The sequence below is a fragment of the Halorutilus salinus genome, assembly GCF_026242195.1.
Lineage (GTDB): Archaea > Halobacteriota > Halobacteria > Halobacteriales > Halorutilaceae > Halorutilus > Halorutilus salinus.
This window is the reverse complement of sequence record NZ_RKLV01000006.1, coordinates 1-13111: the sequence shown is the minus strand read 5'-3', so window position 1 is coordinate 13111 and position 13111 is coordinate 1. Positions and strand designations below refer to the sequence as shown.

General features: G+C 53.0%; 28 protein-coding genes and 1 pseudogene. 7 read left to right on the top strand and 22 right to left on the bottom strand.

Annotation, left to right across the window (positions count from 1 at the left end; all coding sequences use genetic code 11):
* Positions 1-96: 96 nt before the first annotated feature.
* Positions 97-444 (top strand): annotated as a pseudogene (locus tag EGH25_RS06905) (hypothetical protein).
* Between the two features lie 162 nt (positions 445-606).
* Positions 607-750 carry a hypothetical protein gene (locus EGH25_RS06900; RefSeq protein ID WP_266087039.1) on the top strand — a complete coding sequence of 48 codons (144 nt, stop codon included), beginning with the start codon at positions 607-609 and terminating at the stop codon, positions 748-750.
* Between the two features lie 19 nt (positions 751-769).
* On the opposite strand, the gene EGH25_RS06895 is transcribed toward EGH25_RS06900, so the two are convergent.
* The 8 genes from EGH25_RS06895 to EGH25_RS06860 all read right to left on the bottom strand — a co-directional run bounded on the left by EGH25_RS06895 (position 770) and on the right by EGH25_RS06860 (position 4524).
* The gene (locus EGH25_RS06895) at positions 770-1228 is read right to left on the bottom strand and encodes a hypothetical protein (protein ID WP_266087037.1); all 459 of its coding nucleotides are present in this window, start codon (positions 1226-1228) and stop codon (positions 770-772) included.
* Positions 1225-2196, bottom strand: coding sequence for a DUF8098 family protein (locus EGH25_RS06890; RefSeq protein ID WP_266087035.1), 972 nt, complete (start codon positions 2194-2196; stop codon positions 1225-1227). The genes EGH25_RS06895 and EGH25_RS06890 overlap by 4 nt, the downstream gene beginning before the upstream one ends.
* Before the next feature lie 192 nt (positions 2197-2388).
* A complete protein-coding gene (locus EGH25_RS06885; protein WP_266087033.1) occupies positions 2389-2718 on the bottom strand; it encodes a DUF5615 family PIN-like protein in 330 nt (109 codons plus the stop codon).
* 2 nt (positions 2719-2720) lie between these two features.
* Complete coding sequence (locus EGH25_RS06880; protein WP_266087031.1) at positions 2721-2996, bottom strand: DUF433 domain-containing protein; 276 nt, start codon at positions 2994-2996, stop codon at positions 2721-2723.
* Between the two features lie 131 nt (positions 2997-3127).
* On the bottom strand, positions 3128-3562 hold the full coding sequence (locus EGH25_RS06875; RefSeq protein ID WP_266087029.1) for a type II toxin-antitoxin system VapC family toxin: 435 nt from the start codon (positions 3560-3562) through the stop codon (positions 3128-3130).
* Positions 3563-3757: a hypothetical protein gene (locus tag EGH25_RS06870; protein ID WP_266087027.1), complete on the bottom strand. Its 195-nt coding sequence runs from the start codon at positions 3755-3757 to the stop codon at positions 3563-3565.
* A gap of 150 nt (positions 3758-3907) precedes the next feature.
* On the bottom strand, positions 3908-4297 hold the full coding sequence (locus tag EGH25_RS06865) for a type II toxin-antitoxin system VapC family toxin (protein WP_266087025.1): 390 nt from the start codon (positions 4295-4297) through the stop codon (positions 3908-3910).
* Complete coding sequence (locus tag EGH25_RS06860) at positions 4294-4524, bottom strand: antitoxin VapB family protein (protein WP_266087024.1); 231 nt, start codon at positions 4522-4524, stop codon at positions 4294-4296. Before EGH25_RS06860 ends, EGH25_RS06865 begins: the two co-directional genes overlap by 4 nt.
* Before the next feature lie 6 nt (positions 4525-4530).
* Here EGH25_RS06860 and EGH25_RS06855 point away from each other — a divergent pair, with 6 nt between their 5' ends.
* Complete coding sequence (locus EGH25_RS06855) at positions 4531-4701, top strand: hypothetical protein (RefSeq protein WP_266087022.1); 171 nt, start codon at positions 4531-4533, stop codon at positions 4699-4701.
* Between the two features lie 38 nt (positions 4702-4739).
* Here EGH25_RS06855 and EGH25_RS06850 read toward each other — a convergent pair whose 3' ends face one another.
* From EGH25_RS06850 to EGH25_RS06820, 7 genes are all read right to left on the bottom strand, one after another.
* Positions 4740-5171 carry a putative toxin-antitoxin system toxin component, PIN family gene (locus EGH25_RS06850; RefSeq protein ID WP_266087020.1) on the bottom strand — a complete coding sequence of 144 codons (432 nt, stop codon included), beginning with the start codon at positions 5169-5171 and terminating at the stop codon, positions 4740-4742.
* Positions 5153-5389 carry a hypothetical protein gene (locus EGH25_RS06845; protein ID WP_266087018.1) on the bottom strand — a complete coding sequence of 79 codons (237 nt, stop codon included), beginning with the start codon at positions 5387-5389 and terminating at the stop codon, positions 5153-5155. The genes EGH25_RS06850 and EGH25_RS06845 overlap by 19 nt, the downstream gene beginning before the upstream one ends.
* Positions 5390-5797: 408 nt before the next feature.
* Positions 5798-6184 (bottom strand): PIN domain-containing protein, encoded by a 387-nt coding sequence (locus EGH25_RS06840; protein WP_266087016.1) that lies wholly within the window; start codon positions 6182-6184, stop codon positions 5798-5800.
* A gap of 4 nt (positions 6185-6188) precedes the next feature.
* Positions 6189-6422: a ribbon-helix-helix domain-containing protein gene (locus tag EGH25_RS06835; protein WP_266087014.1), complete on the bottom strand. Its 234-nt coding sequence runs from the start codon at positions 6420-6422 to the stop codon at positions 6189-6191.
* A gap of 100 nt (positions 6423-6522) precedes the next feature.
* Entirely contained in the window at positions 6523-6648 is a 126-nt protein-coding gene (locus EGH25_RS06830) for a hypothetical protein (protein ID WP_266087012.1), read from the bottom strand.
* Positions 6645-6974 (bottom strand): DUF5615 family PIN-like protein, encoded by a 330-nt coding sequence (locus EGH25_RS06825; RefSeq protein WP_266087010.1) that lies wholly within the window; start codon positions 6972-6974, stop codon positions 6645-6647. Before EGH25_RS06825 ends, EGH25_RS06830 begins: the two co-directional genes overlap by 4 nt.
* A complete protein-coding gene (locus EGH25_RS06820; protein WP_266087008.1) occupies positions 6975-7250 on the bottom strand; it encodes a DUF433 domain-containing protein in 276 nt (91 codons plus the stop codon).
* Between the two features lie 133 nt (positions 7251-7383).
* On the opposite strand from EGH25_RS06820, the gene EGH25_RS06815 reads away from it, so the two are divergent.
* Both EGH25_RS06815 and EGH25_RS06810 read left to right on the top strand, forming a co-directional pair.
* Positions 7384-7749 carry a winged helix-turn-helix domain-containing protein gene (locus EGH25_RS06815; RefSeq protein ID WP_266087006.1) on the top strand — a complete coding sequence of 122 codons (366 nt, stop codon included), beginning with the start codon at positions 7384-7386 and terminating at the stop codon, positions 7747-7749.
* 3 nt (positions 7750-7752) lie between these two features.
* Positions 7753-8082, top strand: coding sequence for a hypothetical protein (locus EGH25_RS06810; protein WP_266087004.1), 330 nt, complete (start codon positions 7753-7755; stop codon positions 8080-8082).
* Between the two features lie 125 nt (positions 8083-8207).
* Here EGH25_RS06810 and EGH25_RS06805 read toward each other — a convergent pair whose 3' ends face one another.
* Both EGH25_RS06805 and EGH25_RS06800 read right to left on the bottom strand, forming a co-directional pair.
* Positions 8208-8447 carry a DUF3237 domain-containing protein gene (locus EGH25_RS06805; protein ID WP_266087002.1) on the bottom strand — a complete coding sequence of 80 codons (240 nt, stop codon included), beginning with the start codon at positions 8445-8447 and terminating at the stop codon, positions 8208-8210.
* Positions 8448-8594: 147 nt separating this feature from the next.
* Positions 8595-8828 (bottom strand): hypothetical protein, encoded by a 234-nt coding sequence (locus tag EGH25_RS06800; RefSeq protein WP_266087000.1) that lies wholly within the window; start codon positions 8826-8828, stop codon positions 8595-8597.
* Between the two features lie 164 nt (positions 8829-8992).
* Here EGH25_RS06800 and EGH25_RS06795 point away from each other — a divergent pair, with 164 nt between their 5' ends.
* Positions 8993-9331: a winged helix-turn-helix domain-containing protein gene (locus EGH25_RS06795; RefSeq protein WP_266086998.1), complete on the top strand. Its 339-nt coding sequence runs from the start codon at positions 8993-8995 to the stop codon at positions 9329-9331.
* A 44-nt stretch (positions 9332-9375) separates the two neighbouring features.
* Here EGH25_RS06795 and EGH25_RS06790 read toward each other — a convergent pair whose 3' ends face one another.
* From EGH25_RS06790 to EGH25_RS06775, 4 genes are all read right to left on the bottom strand, one after another.
* The gene (locus EGH25_RS06790; RefSeq protein ID WP_266086996.1) at positions 9376-9570 is read right to left on the bottom strand and encodes a hypothetical protein; all 195 of its coding nucleotides are present in this window, start codon (positions 9568-9570) and stop codon (positions 9376-9378) included.
* A gap of 560 nt (positions 9571-10130) precedes the next feature.
* Positions 10131-10496 carry a hypothetical protein gene (locus EGH25_RS06785; RefSeq protein ID WP_266086994.1) on the bottom strand — a complete coding sequence of 122 codons (366 nt, stop codon included), beginning with the start codon at positions 10494-10496 and terminating at the stop codon, positions 10131-10133.
* A 27-nt stretch (positions 10497-10523) separates the two neighbouring features.
* Complete coding sequence (locus tag EGH25_RS06780) at positions 10524-11030, bottom strand: PIN domain-containing protein (protein ID WP_266086992.1); 507 nt, start codon at positions 11028-11030, stop codon at positions 10524-10526.
* Positions 11027-11329, bottom strand: a complete 303-nt coding sequence (locus EGH25_RS06775; protein WP_266087366.1) for a UPF0175 family protein — start codon at positions 11327-11329, stop codon at positions 11027-11029. Before EGH25_RS06775 ends, EGH25_RS06780 begins: the two co-directional genes overlap by 4 nt.
* Before the next feature lie 150 nt (positions 11330-11479).
* Between EGH25_RS06775 and EGH25_RS06770 the strand changes: the two genes are divergently transcribed.
* Positions 11480-11599: a winged helix-turn-helix transcriptional regulator gene (locus tag EGH25_RS06770; protein ID WP_266086990.1), complete on the top strand. Its 120-nt coding sequence runs from the start codon at positions 11480-11482 to the stop codon at positions 11597-11599.
* Between the two features lie 740 nt (positions 11600-12339).
* Here the strand turns inward: EGH25_RS06770 and EGH25_RS06765 are convergent.
* A complete protein-coding gene (locus EGH25_RS06765; RefSeq protein ID WP_266086988.1) occupies positions 12340-12918 on the bottom strand; it encodes a hypothetical protein in 579 nt (192 codons plus the stop codon).
* Positions 12919-13111: the final 193 nt, after the last annotated feature.

Below are 13111 nucleotides of genomic sequence, written 5' to 3'. Positions count from 1 at the left end.
TCGATCACGTTCAACGTCCTCGGCTTCAGGGCAAGTGAACAGCGGAGGCAAACTCCCGTTAATATAATAAGCCTGTGCGCAAAACTCTCATATAAGATGAGTATCGGTGAGGATCCCTAACGGGTTCAGTTTCAGTCTCCGGAGTATCTCGTTGAGCGGTTGGACTCGGTAGCCGATATCTTCGACAAAGACCGCACGGATCTCCTCGTCGAAGCCATCCGTGAGTACCTTGAAGAGACCGCCGAGAGCGAGAGCTTTCAGGAACTCGTCGCAGACAGGTACTACGACGACAGGATCGGTTTCGAGACGGTCAAACAGCTGGTCGGTGCCGAGGATGCTCACCGTCTCCTCAAGTCGGATCTGCAGGACGAAGCCCTCGATGTTTCCCCTCCTGAGGACGTTGATATCTACGAGGGCGAGGGTACCACGGCTGATGGAAGATGAGTAGCCGTCCCCGGTTAGGCTCCGTGGTAGCGGATACGAGTGCGCTGGTCAGTCTTAGTGTGCCACGCGCCGATGCCGGGTACGGTACGGAAGAGGGTCCGGATCCTCTTCAGTATCTTGTAAACGGGTGCTATTTAGAAGAGATAGCTAGATATGTTTCACATGAGCCTAAACGAGACCTCTCTTCTAGATGTAGATGATCCCACTCCTGAGTTTGATCGATATGTAGGGTTGTTTGAGAAAATGGTAAAGGCTTCAGAGGAGCTAGAAAAGAAACTCACACCCCCTAGGAATCCGGTTCTGTAGCACGGTTCATTAGTTCAGGTCAAATACTCTGTATATATTCTTTAATATCTTCGGAATAGTGGGCATTGTTATTCGCAAGATACTGTTCAACCTCTTCCGTATTTGAGAGGTTATCTAATTCCTCAAGAGTTTTACCTGCTCGAGCATCATACTTACTTAATTCATATTTACTGTATTTGTGATCCGTGATTTCGAATATATAGAGTATATTGTAAGAAGGAACACTATCCGTATACACGCAGTATCCGCGCATCTCATTTCCTGCACGGAATTGCACGAGACTGTCCACGCCTTTATAGATTTTTTCCACGCAATTCTCCGGGACATCTCCGTCAAGAAATTCGCTCCTCAGTCTCTTGAAGAAATTTCTCTTTTCGTTAGTCTTCTTTTTTAATTCACCCTCTAAATTATCCTTCGCCGACTTTTCAATAATTAACGCACTTTCAGAATCATCAGAAAGGGAATGTCGAGTGGTCATTCAATTAGACTTGCTGTTTTATCATTCTCTATCTCGTCAAGTCGTTCATCAACCGGATGTTGGTTCGCATTTTCGGTTGTCCAATTAGTCGGGGAGAGGTTATCTAAATTGTATTCGTGTGCTCTCTCACGCAGACTATCTAACTCGTCTTGATAACTTGTTCTGAGAGTCTGCAGATCGTTCTCTATACTGTTTTTCAATTTACTCTTGTTTTCTCCAGGAGATAGGTGAACAGTCTCTCGAGAGATTAGTAGTGCTACGTGCCTCCATGCTTCTCCGTAGAACTTACCGATTAGCGTATCTATATATCGCTGTTGTTGATGTGATATTTCAGATTCATCTGAGGCAGATTTAATCACCGTCTCCAATACCTCACCGTATTGCTGCATGTTATCTACTGACTCATCAAGAACTGGGTTTGTACGAACTTCATACATGACTCGTGGATATTTCTCAGAGATACTTCTAATGTATCTCTCAGAATCAGAATGCCAGTCTCTTGAACCGTGTATCTCGTCTATTTCCTGCTGGAACTCCGCACAGGCTATATATAGATCACAGTACCCCTCCGGAGCGTTTTCAAAATAGAAGTCTATCAGATATTCCTTAGTTTCCTCTTGTAGAATGTTCTGGAAGCTATCTAAGTCCTCAAAGTAGTAAGAATATTCGCGAGGGTTAGGTGCATTCCTCTTTTTCCCTGGCATTCTAGCCTCGTCAGGAGTATAAATATCTTGCATAGCCTTAGGCTGAATCCCCCCATTCCAAGACTGATTGGCATTCACAGGTGAGGGTCCATATTTATACCACCCATAAGTTATCGGGACACTGTTATCTCGGATCGCTAGATATACTAGCTTATTGAGCTTAATTCGATCTATCTCCCCTTCAAATCCCGTTCTATCCATCGCTATCTGAATCCCCTCTTTTATATCCTCAACTAATTCATCTTCTTCTCCGAGCGTCAGCATACGCGGTAGTAGGTGGTTGTGGTATATATCTTTTCTGCTGTAGAAACGAGTTCTTTCTATCCTTCCGCTGTTCACGGGCTACGCGTATCTAGTCCCACAATCCCTTTTGACTGAGGGGGAACGGTTCCCGCGGTGGTCAAGGGACGACGTACGCCGCGCGGTTGGGCGGTTCGAGAGAAGTAAGATGCCTGATCATATCCATCCTTCAAGCCATTCAAGCTGGTTTTCGGGGCTGTCGTAGGCGTTGTCTATACTCACCACGCCCCTCAGAATCTCGCGGGTGCGGAGGTTTTGGTCGTTGTAGACCACGACTCCGGCGTGTTCGGCATCCTCAACGAGCAGAGCGAAGTCGTTGTCGTTCGTGAGTATCACGCGTCCTTCGTCGGCACAGGCTTCGAGTATCTCGCCGTCGGCGGTCCCCTGTCCGTACTCCTCCTGTGCGCGGTGTACCTCGTAGCCGTTCGACCGTAGGGCTTCGACGACCGGCGTCGGAACGTTCTCGTCGGCGACGAGTTCGAACACCGCTATCGGTCCGCCTTCTCCGGTGCGTTAGAGTTCTCCTTTATTCGCTCGCGTAACTCTCGTTTCCTCTCACGTAGCTCGTTCATCTCGTCGATGTTCCTGTAGTAGTACGCGAGAGCCTCGTGTACCTCGTCGAGTCCTATTTCGAGTTCGTCGGTGACGCGCTCCGGCGACCTTCCGGCGTCTATCACCATCTCGGCTATCTGGAGAACAGATATGCGTCTGCCTTCGAGTCTCGGCTTTCCGCCGAGCGTGTCCTCTGTCTTTACGATGGTCATGTCCGTATCTTAGCCCCGCTCAGGTTTAAGCGTTTACCGACTCTTTTCACCGCTGGTCTCCACCGGAGGTAGAGCGCGTAGCTTACGCGGAGGGACGGCGTAGTGGCGCGGTTGCGGTTTCGCAGAGAGTATCAGTCTGTAGGATTCCGCGTTTCGAGTCCACACCTGTTCGCCACCTTGTTGAGCTTCCTGTCCGCTGAGACAAAGACCATACCTCCACTGTCTACCGAGAGAGCTGTTGACAGCTGTAGACTATCGAGGGTTCGTAGATCCTCTTCGAGTATCAGGTCAAATGAGTACTCCGTAATAGGCTCTTCCAAAGGAACGATAGCGAACCCGTCTAACGCCTCCTCGAAGAACTCGGAGAGTAGTAGATTCACGCGGTCTTGGGATAGCTCTCCGCGGTTATGTTTTCTACGGAACGCCGACGCAGACTCTATGACGGAAAGTGAGCTGATAATCACCTGATTCTGTTCTTCTTCGACGAGAGCGTCCACGGCTTCCGTACCGTCTTCCTCGTAGTACCTCTTGACAAGCGCGGAGGTATCGAAGAACAGGTGGTTCATCTAAACCCTTTCTTGGCGTCCTTCGTCGACAATCTCGGACAGGTCTTTTCCACCGTTCCTTCGCAGGTCTTTCAGGTCTTGGTCGGTCTTTCCGTGTCTTTTGGCGAAGCCCTCCATCTTCGACCTTAACGGTTCTGTACGTGACCTCTGAAGTAGACGACGACCAAGTTCAGCTGTGTCGGTGCTTTCGCTCATCTTGAATGAAATTGGTGCTTGAGTAGTAAAAGGGTTCGTACCGGGTTCTGTCAAAGACACCCATCATAGCTGGCGGCTATATACTCCGTTAGCCCCCCTCCGCCGGCGGCAGTGCTCGTAGCTTACGCGGCGAAACGGCACATCGTTCGGTTAGTACGTTTCGACTTCCAGTTCCGGAATACGTTCGAACTCGGCGACGTTCCGCGTTAGAACCGGTCTGTCGTGCAGTACACCCGTCGCACCGATTACGGTATCAGCCTGTCCGACCTTTTCGCCATCTCTTGAGAGTTTTCCGTCTATCCTCCCCGCCTTCCTCATTACAGGTGCATCTGCGGGCAGAACCTGTTTGGAGCCTATCACCGAGTCTATCTTTTCTTTTTCGCCACTTCCTTTGTCAGTGTAGCCAACGCCGTAGTAGAGTTCATAGACCGTCATGGAGGAAAGAGAAACGTTTCCGCTTTCGTCGAGTTCGCGTGCCTTCTCGACAGCGTTATCCTCGCCGTACATGAGGTCATGGAGAAACGTCGTGTCGAGTATCACCGTCGCTGTGTCTCCGAGATACGCTCTTTTCTTTCGCGTTCGTATTTGTCATCCAACGCTTGCTCTATCTCGCGTACCTCGTCCTCGGTATACACCCCGTCGAGTTCGACTAGTGGTCTGCCGCCGACGAGCCTTTCGACGGCTTCCGAAAAGGTCTCGTCGTCGCGTTTGCGCTCCGCGAGCATCTCGTAGACGTCCTCATCAAGGCGCACGGTCTTGGTGGTCACATGTATATGTCTCGTTTACAGGCAAATAAGGGTAACGAGGGCTTCTCGGGTTCACGGCTCCGTCGGCGCAGTGCGCGGGGTTTACGCGGAGGGACGACGAAGGTTGCGCGGTTCGGCGCGCCGGAAAAGCCGTGCGTCGTCGTCGGGTTCGGCGTCGAGGTGTTCGAGCTGTATTAGAAGAAGACGGTTTCTAAATGGTCTGATAACGTCACACCCTACGAGTTTGTTAGCCGTGAACCCTCGTCCTGCTGTCCGAGAAACCCGTCCGGGGTGACTACTTCAGTACCTCGGAACTTCCCGAGTTCGAGTAGGTCGCTGTCGCCGGAAACGAGGTACTGTGCGTTGGCTTCAAAGGCACACTCCAAGAACTTGTTGTCATCCGGGTCATCGGACTCATCTACCGAAACCTTAGGTTCAACGGGTACCCCTTCATCCCGCATAACCGTGAGAAACAGTTCCGACTCATCTTCCCTAACCGGTATCTTGTCGTACCGCATGACACGCTCGATTTCGGACAGTATCTCCTTTGAGAAGTACATGTCCCATACCCGCGTGAATCCTGTAAGAAGGGCTGTCTGTGGGGTTCCTCCGAACTCCAGAGCCGATACGACGGTGTTCGTGTCGTAGACTACCGATCTCTCGCCCACTCTATAGCCTCCTCGACGTCGTCCTCGGTGGTACCTGTCTCGTCAAACCTTTTCTGTACGTCGTCGAAGAGCCTATTGAGCGTAGCGAGGTTGCTTAGATGCTGTGCGAGTTCCTCAAGAGCCTCGACGTACGTCTCGGCGGTGACCTTCTCGCCGGTTCTTTCGTCGATTACCGTGACGCCTTCGGCGGTATCCTCGCGTCTGATGCTCTGACTCATACTGTCCCTGTACAATAGAAGGTGGTGTTTAGGTATACCTCTTTGGTTGGGTCGGCACCGGGTCGAAAGGTGGACGGCTTTCCGGGACTGTCACGGATCCGTTGGTGGTAGAGCGCGTAGACGACGCGGAGGGACGACGTACCATATCTCTCCGGTTCTCGCTATACCTCTTGTACTCATCACCTCCCGCCTCTTGCCCGCAAGAACCGGTCCCGGGTTCGGCATGTGGCTCTTAATCCGCCTCGCGGACGGCGTCGTTCCACGACCCAGCGCGAACGTACGCTGAAACTGAGTATTCGCCCCTCTCGGTTATCCCCGGTGACGTCGGCGAACCATCTTTTTCAGCCATTCTACCATCCTACCTTTCACGCCGGATTCGTCGAAACCCTCGAAGCTGTCGCTCATTCTTTATCCTAAATCACGTGGGTCGATATGTTCGACCTCGTCTATGTCGGGGTAGAGCGTGTCGGTCGAGAGTGTCGGCTCGTCGTTCGTCCACGCCACACCGAGATGTATAGAGTCGAAGACACCGAGCGCGTCGTACCTCCCGCGTAGCTCCTCCGACGCCTCGACGTTCTCGCGTGTCAGCGGCGAGAGTTCGATACCCTCGTCCGCGATCCGTTCCGACACCTCGGTGAGCCTGTCGAGTTCCCATTCGTCCCCCATAACGTACTGAACCTCGATAGCCGTCGCGGTCGAGGTAACCGGAGATTCGAGAACGTCGGGCGAGACGAACGACCGTAGCCAGTCCTCAACCTTGAGGCGCGCGAGCACGGCGTCGGTGTCGAGGTACATCCTGTCAGGACTCCCTCTTGCGCTCCATCCGTTCGCGTATGTCGTCCTCGGCGCGGTCGTCGGCGCGCTCGTGCAGACGTTGGTGCTGTTTCTCCTCGCGTATGACGAGGCGCGCGCCGTACCGTATCGCGTCGGAGCGCGAAGAGAAGACACCTTCCTCCACGAGCGTATCGAGTTCCTCGACAAGTTCGGACGGGAGCGAGACGGGAACGGGTTTACGTTCGCTGTCGGTACTCATGTCTATACCTAAGCTATACGACTGTATAAGACTGGCGGCGGTCGTCGCCGTCGTCAGGATCTCCCACTCATGTTCAGGACATGCCCGTCTACCGTGTTGGTCAAGACTCCGCCGGCGGCAGAGCGCGTAGCTTACGCGGAGGGACGACGTACGTAGCGCGGTTCGGCGCTTCGAAGAAGTCGAGTATACCGTTCCGTTCAGGTTCGTGGTCGAGGTGTTCGGTCATACCCAACCTCCGAGCCAGACGGTTCTGTTTTTGAGGTTACCCGAGTATGCATCGTCTATCCGTATGACAGCCCTCAGCACCTCACGCGGCGGTCGTTTCTGGTCGGTGTAGATTATGACGCCGGAGTGTTCCTTCTCGTCGGCGAGTCGGACGAAGTCCCTGTCGTTTGTTAGTAGGACGCGCCCGTCTTTGGCGCAGTTTTGGAGAAGTTCGGGATCGTCGTCCCCCTGAGCGTACACCTCCGGTGCGTGTAGAACGTTGTAGCCTTTGGAACGGAGCGCGTTGATAACCGCACTCGGTACGTGTTCGTCGGCTACGAACCCCATCTATCTCTCTGCACGTTCGGGTATTTCGGGGTCTTCCTTCAGTTCTTCCTCCAGTTCACGGTGCCTCGCGCGTACCTCGTCCATCTCGTCGGGGTGTCTGTAGTAGTACGCGAGAGCCTCGTGTACCTCGTCCAGCCCTACGCCGAGCTGGTCGGCTACGTTCTCAGGTGACATACCGCCATCGATGTACATCTCGGCTATCTGCATTACGGAGACGCGCCTGTCTTTGAGACGCGGCTCCCCGCCGAGCGTGTCCTCCGTCTTTACGATGCTCATGTCCGTATCTTAGCCCTGCTTAGGTTTAAGCGTTTACCGACCCACCGCTGGTCTCCGCCGTCGGCAGGGCGCGGGGACGGCGGGAAGGATGTCAGTCCAAACGCCTAATACGGTTCGAATACAATAGTCGTACATGCCCGTCGATTTCGAAACATATGAACCGGGAAGCCAACGGGTTGACCTGTCAGAAGGAACCAACGCGAGGCAGTTGCTGGAGTTCCTACTGGAGCATCCAACCGTCGGATACACACCGGCAGAGCTGGCAGAAGAAACCGGGGTTCCACGTGGGAGCATCGGACCGACACTGCAACGACTCGAAACAGCGGGCATTGTTCGTCACAAGGAACCGTACTGGGGAGCCGCGGAGGACGACCGGCTCGCAGCAGCAACGGCTGCGTTCCTCGGGGTCGAGACGGTAGCCGACACGTACAGTGATGACTGGTACGCACAGAACGATGGGTGGGCTGACGAGCTACCTGACCTGAGCGACGAGGAGTAGCGGATGGCGTACCCGCAGGGCGCTATCGTTATCGCCGAGGATCCGTTGGGCAACAGTCCGAAACGCCCGTATCTAATCCTCTCGAACAGTAATGTTCCCTTCTACGGTCAGGAGTACATCGCGGTCGCGATCACGACGACGGCTCGAACTGAGGCTATTGAACTCACCACCAACAGATTCGAAAAGGGACGGCTCCCTCGAACGTCCTACGTCTCTCCGTGGTCAGTTCTCACACTCAAAGACCGGATGATAACAAAGCAACCCGCAAAGGCGACCGACGGGACGGTCGATACCGTGCGTCAGGAGATGGAGGCATATCTTCGGACGGACTAAGTATTATTCACGAAGTAGTTGCATGTGCAACTATCCGCAGACTCACGCGTACCGGTAGTTGACTTCGTCGGAGACGAAACGCGCGTACAGAGCACCCGTGTCTACGAAAACCGGACGCGGACGGTTCATCCTGCTTCGTTCAGGTATTCGTCTACGTTCTCCGAGGCGTCGCCGTCACCCGTCGTAAACGTCGGTGCGGTGAAGAAGGCGTCGTCGGACGGGTCGTCGGCTTCCACAAGCCGGTCAAGCTTCTTCAGGGCTTCCTGACGGTCTTCCATACGAACCTCTACGCCCGTCTGTTCGTCCACCGCTTTCCATAGACCGCCTTCCTGCGTTAGTGTGATCTTGCGTTCTTCGGTGCTCAATGCTACCCTTAACAACGTGACACAACGGTAAAAGGTTATCACGTCTCCGTCTCCGCCAGCGCAGTGCGCGGGGTTTACGCGGAGGGACAGCTAGTGGCGCGGTTGGGCGGTTCGAAGATGGGGTAAACACGGAAATTTCCCCGCGAACTATACACCGAACGGAGGGCTACCACCAAGCTCCTCCACGAACCCCTTACCGTCCTCGATACCCGTGAGACGTACGTTGTCGCGCGAACCGCCGTAGGCTTCGAGGGGAACGTCTGGATCCTTGATTAGCTCTCGTATCAGCTTTTCGGCGCGTTTCTCGTTGTGGGTCGCCACCCATCCTTTGACCGTATCGACCTGTTTCTTGTGGGATCCGAGGACCGTCTTCCGTAGCATCTTGTTGACGATTTTGAGAGCGAGTTCGCGGTCATCCTCGTCCTCGATATCAATCTTAGTGTTTTGTTGAGGCGAACGTATATTAAATATTGTGTAGTACAGGTAACAATGTGTTACTACAACGACAAGTCTTATGTATCTAACAACCTATTAATCTAATAACTATGTCAGAAGTAGAAACCAAAGAAGACGCGGAACCTTACGCCGAGGACAGCGTACTAACGGCGGTATTCGGGAACCACGCGGAGCCGAAGATACTCGCCGCGCTGTTGAGCGAACCGGATCAGGACCTGAACGTGACGCAGATCTCGGACCTTGCTGGAGTATCGAGGAAGACCGTCTACGAACACCTTGACCGGTTTGTGGACCTCGGTCTCGTCGAACAGCCGCGCGAGGTAGCCGGAAGCAAGATGTACGTCATCGATACGGAGGACGACGCGGCGGAGAAGCTTGCCGAGTTCGAGTGGGAGATGATTGACCGTGTGGCGGACGTTCGGGGGTAGTATCTCTTGACGAGTGCGGAGGTATATAAGAACAGATACTCAATCTAAATCCGTTCTTGGCGTCCTTCGTCAGCTATCTCGGATAGGTCTTTTCCACCGTTCCTTCGCAGGTCTTTGAGGTCTCGGTCGGTCTTTCCGTGTCTTTCGGCGAAGCCCTCCATCTTCGACCTCAACGGTTCTGTACGTGACTTCTGGAGCAGACGACGACCGAGTTCGTCTGTGTCGGTGCTTTCGCTCATGTTGAACGGGATTGGTACCTGATTTCCAAAAGGGTTCGTACCGGTTCCTGCCAACGACGTTCAGTAGGTTACATCAACGCTAACTTGTCTCCGCCAGCGGCAGGGCACGCAGACGGAGTGGCGAAAAGACGTAGGTAGAGTAGTTGGGTACCTTGAAATACGCCCCGTCATATCCATACTTCGAGCCGTTCAATAGTTCTCTGCCTCGTATCCGGTATTTTTGTTTCACCGAGTGTATCGGATAGAACGTATTTTATTTTTATCTCCCCATCCCAATACTGTACTGGGAAACGAGAAAGGGAAACTGGAGAACCAGTTTTTTCCGTTTGCCCTGATCAAGTGCCCCTGATCAGTACCCCCTCTCAAGTACCCTTACGAAGTACCCTCTGCGTATTCTGGATCTACAGGGAGATCCCTGTCGTATATACAAGGAAGATGAGGAATTCGATAATGGCTATGTAAGAGATTCAATAGAAAACGAGGATGTGACTAAGCTGAGTAAAACAGGACTCGAAAAATCTGTTGCGGACCGGATATAAGATAGGCCAATCGAATTTAGCCTATTCCGGTCGCGTTCGTGAGACACCGGGATTCTGCCAGTCGTCAGCATCGTATTCCTCCCACGGAATCAGATACACCCCTTTCTCTGCTCGGCTCTGACATCCAAGGCTATCCATCAGGCTGTTCCATCTTTCTTCGATGCTATCTCCTTCCTGACGTTTCAAGGATATATCGAGATCTTCGATCAGCAGTTCTTGATGTGTTTGGTACTGTTCGCTGCCATGTTCCCCAAACACCTCTTCGTATCCGTCTTCGCCGACCATCATCCTCACGAGCGTGGTGACCCGCAGCGCCCTTTCGTTGCAGATTCCGAACTCCTCCTCAAGCTCTATACACATCCTTCCTGCCCAGTCGGAAGCACCCATACTTGGCTCTACAATCGCAGAGCTAAATCAGTTGGTGTCCTCTCGCTCAACCAGTTCGTAAGCCTTCTCTCGTAGTTCAGCTGTCATGTGAAGACCATGTTGGTCGACTCTCCGAACTACGTCCTTCGCTTCCTCGGACGACATACCTTCTCTGACGGCTCTCACAACCACGCCAACGGTTCCGGTTACCGTCGCGCCGAAGCCTTCTGATACTGTCCTGACGCGTCTGTCGTCGGACAGTACAGCCACGTCCTCCTGCTCCAGAACGCAGGCGACTATCTGTACGTCGCCGTTCTCCTCATCCTCGTTCAGCACCTCGCGTGCCTCTCTGAGACTGCCGTTGGACGTGGTGAGTTCCGTTCGTACCTCGTCCGAATCAACGAAGTTCACGAGGTTCGTACGCGCCGGCTCCGTCGTCACCTCGTCGCGAACCGCTGGCGGAACGGTTACTTCGCCGTCGAAGTTCCGTAGGAGCTGTAGTTCGCCTACGCTACCGAGGGCGATGATAGTCGTCGCGTCGACGTACACCCTCATATCTCGAGGGCGGAGTCAGCGTCACTCTCGATGTCCTCCGGCTGGAGCTGCGTGGTTAGATTACGCTCGCGCGCTATCTCCAGCCACTCGGCTATGCTGACCCCGGCGATGCGCGCGGCTTCGTTCACGGAGACATTTCCTGACTGGTACTGTTCTATCGCGAGACGGACACGTAGCTCCTCAAGACCCTCACGTAGTGCTTTCCTGATCGTTGAACTCCTGTCCTCGTCGAGGAGTTCCGCGACTTTCCGTAGTTCCTCTTCGTCTTCGTCTGGGATTCGCGCGCTTATCGAAGTCATGTATACGTTGTAGTACATTGTAGACAGATATAAAACTACCGTAGCTACAGAGCTTCCGGGCTTCAATATGGTCAGCATGTCTCACCAAGCACCTCAGAAAGTACCTTGACACTCTCCAACCGACTGGGGGAACTCGTCGACTGAGGTCTCGTGGACCGCAACCAGTTCGACGAAATACCGCCCCGCGTGGAGTATGAACTGACAGAGGAGGGTAGGGAACTGGAAGAGAGACTGACGCCGTTACTTGAGTGGGCGAAGGAACGCAAATAAGGGTTCGCTACATACGCTACTATCTCTCAGGGTTGCTACGGACGAAACACACCGCTGAACACATCTGACGCTCCGAGGAAGACAGAGCGTGAACGGAATACGGCTCGCTTACTGCCTCAATCTCATTCACTATATCTCTCTTCGACTTGTCGTTGAACGAACCCTCCTACATTTTGCACTACTGCTCCAGCTATCATACTCACGTACATAAAAACCACTCCTAGGATTACCCATGCCAAAGTGCCGACAGTTCCGGAATTTTTGAAGCCTATCAATACACCGAACATAGCTCCAGTTAATATCAGAAACAGATGCATGCCTCGAGGCATCAAGATAGATTCTCTTACCCTCATATTCTCCAATACTCGCCAGATGCCTATATATTTTAAGCAGGTACTCGGACACACACCACTGTCGATACTTCACAGATCTTGCCTCGGTTACTGCCCTCTGTCGAGAGATACGCACGACTGACGTGATAATAGAACCTAGCCAGGAATCACTCGTCTTTCAGGTCTTCTAGCTCGTCTAGAACTTCGGTAAGTACGTCGTCGTAGGTCATGTCCACGGTTCCGCGTTCGCTGAGACGCTCACGGTTCTCCTCGGAGATCTCTATACTCCGTTCAAGCTCGTCGCAAGTCCGCGACTACTACGGTGAAGTACGACCACGCGCCGATAGAAGAGCGACAAAAAGCACTCAACAAGATGGGTTAGTCAACCCACTCTAATCTCAGTTACAACTACGTCTTGAGTCTCAATATTGATTCCCTAACAAGTTCAGGGTCAATCTGTAACAGGTTGGCTGCATTCTCGAAAAGTTTCGAACCTGTACACCTTTCCAATCTATCAAGAGTTCGCCCCGTTACGTAAGTGGTTACTTCCTTCTGAATCTCGGAGACGTCCTTCACGTACCAGAGAAGGGCATGTAGGTCAGCTAAATCTTTCACGCGTTTGTGGTTCTTGTCTCTATCGGGAGCGGATCGAATCTTCATAGCAGCTAAGAGAGATGGCTCAGCAATCTTTACCGAGTCAGATACGCGCCAGTCAACGTATCCAGACAGCGGCTCACAGTTGCCGTCGAAAGCTTTCTTCAGCAATGGCTCGGACGGCGGTCGGAAACCGAAAGCATCCTCGAATGAATCGAGTTCAGACGTATCCGGAATTATATCGATGAATACCTCAAAAGTATCGTGGAGCGGAAGTTCGTTTGCTTCATCTTCCGATAGTCTTTCTCCGGTTTCTCGATGGAAGTTCTTGACAAAGCCGAACCTACTTCTGCTGTACCCCAACTCGCCAATTCTTTCTATCGAACCTCCCACGGGCATGTCCCTTAGCTCTGCATCGCTCCAAGACGGGTCTACGTGAAATCCAAGGTCAATATCTCGCGAACCGATGTAGTCCCGACCATATTCACGTCGAAACCCTTCGTTTACCTGTGAAGTACCTCGGGGGCAAGCCCCGAGGCTTCACCGTTTTGACCGCACGTCCCAAACCGGGTCGTGCCGTCGCAGG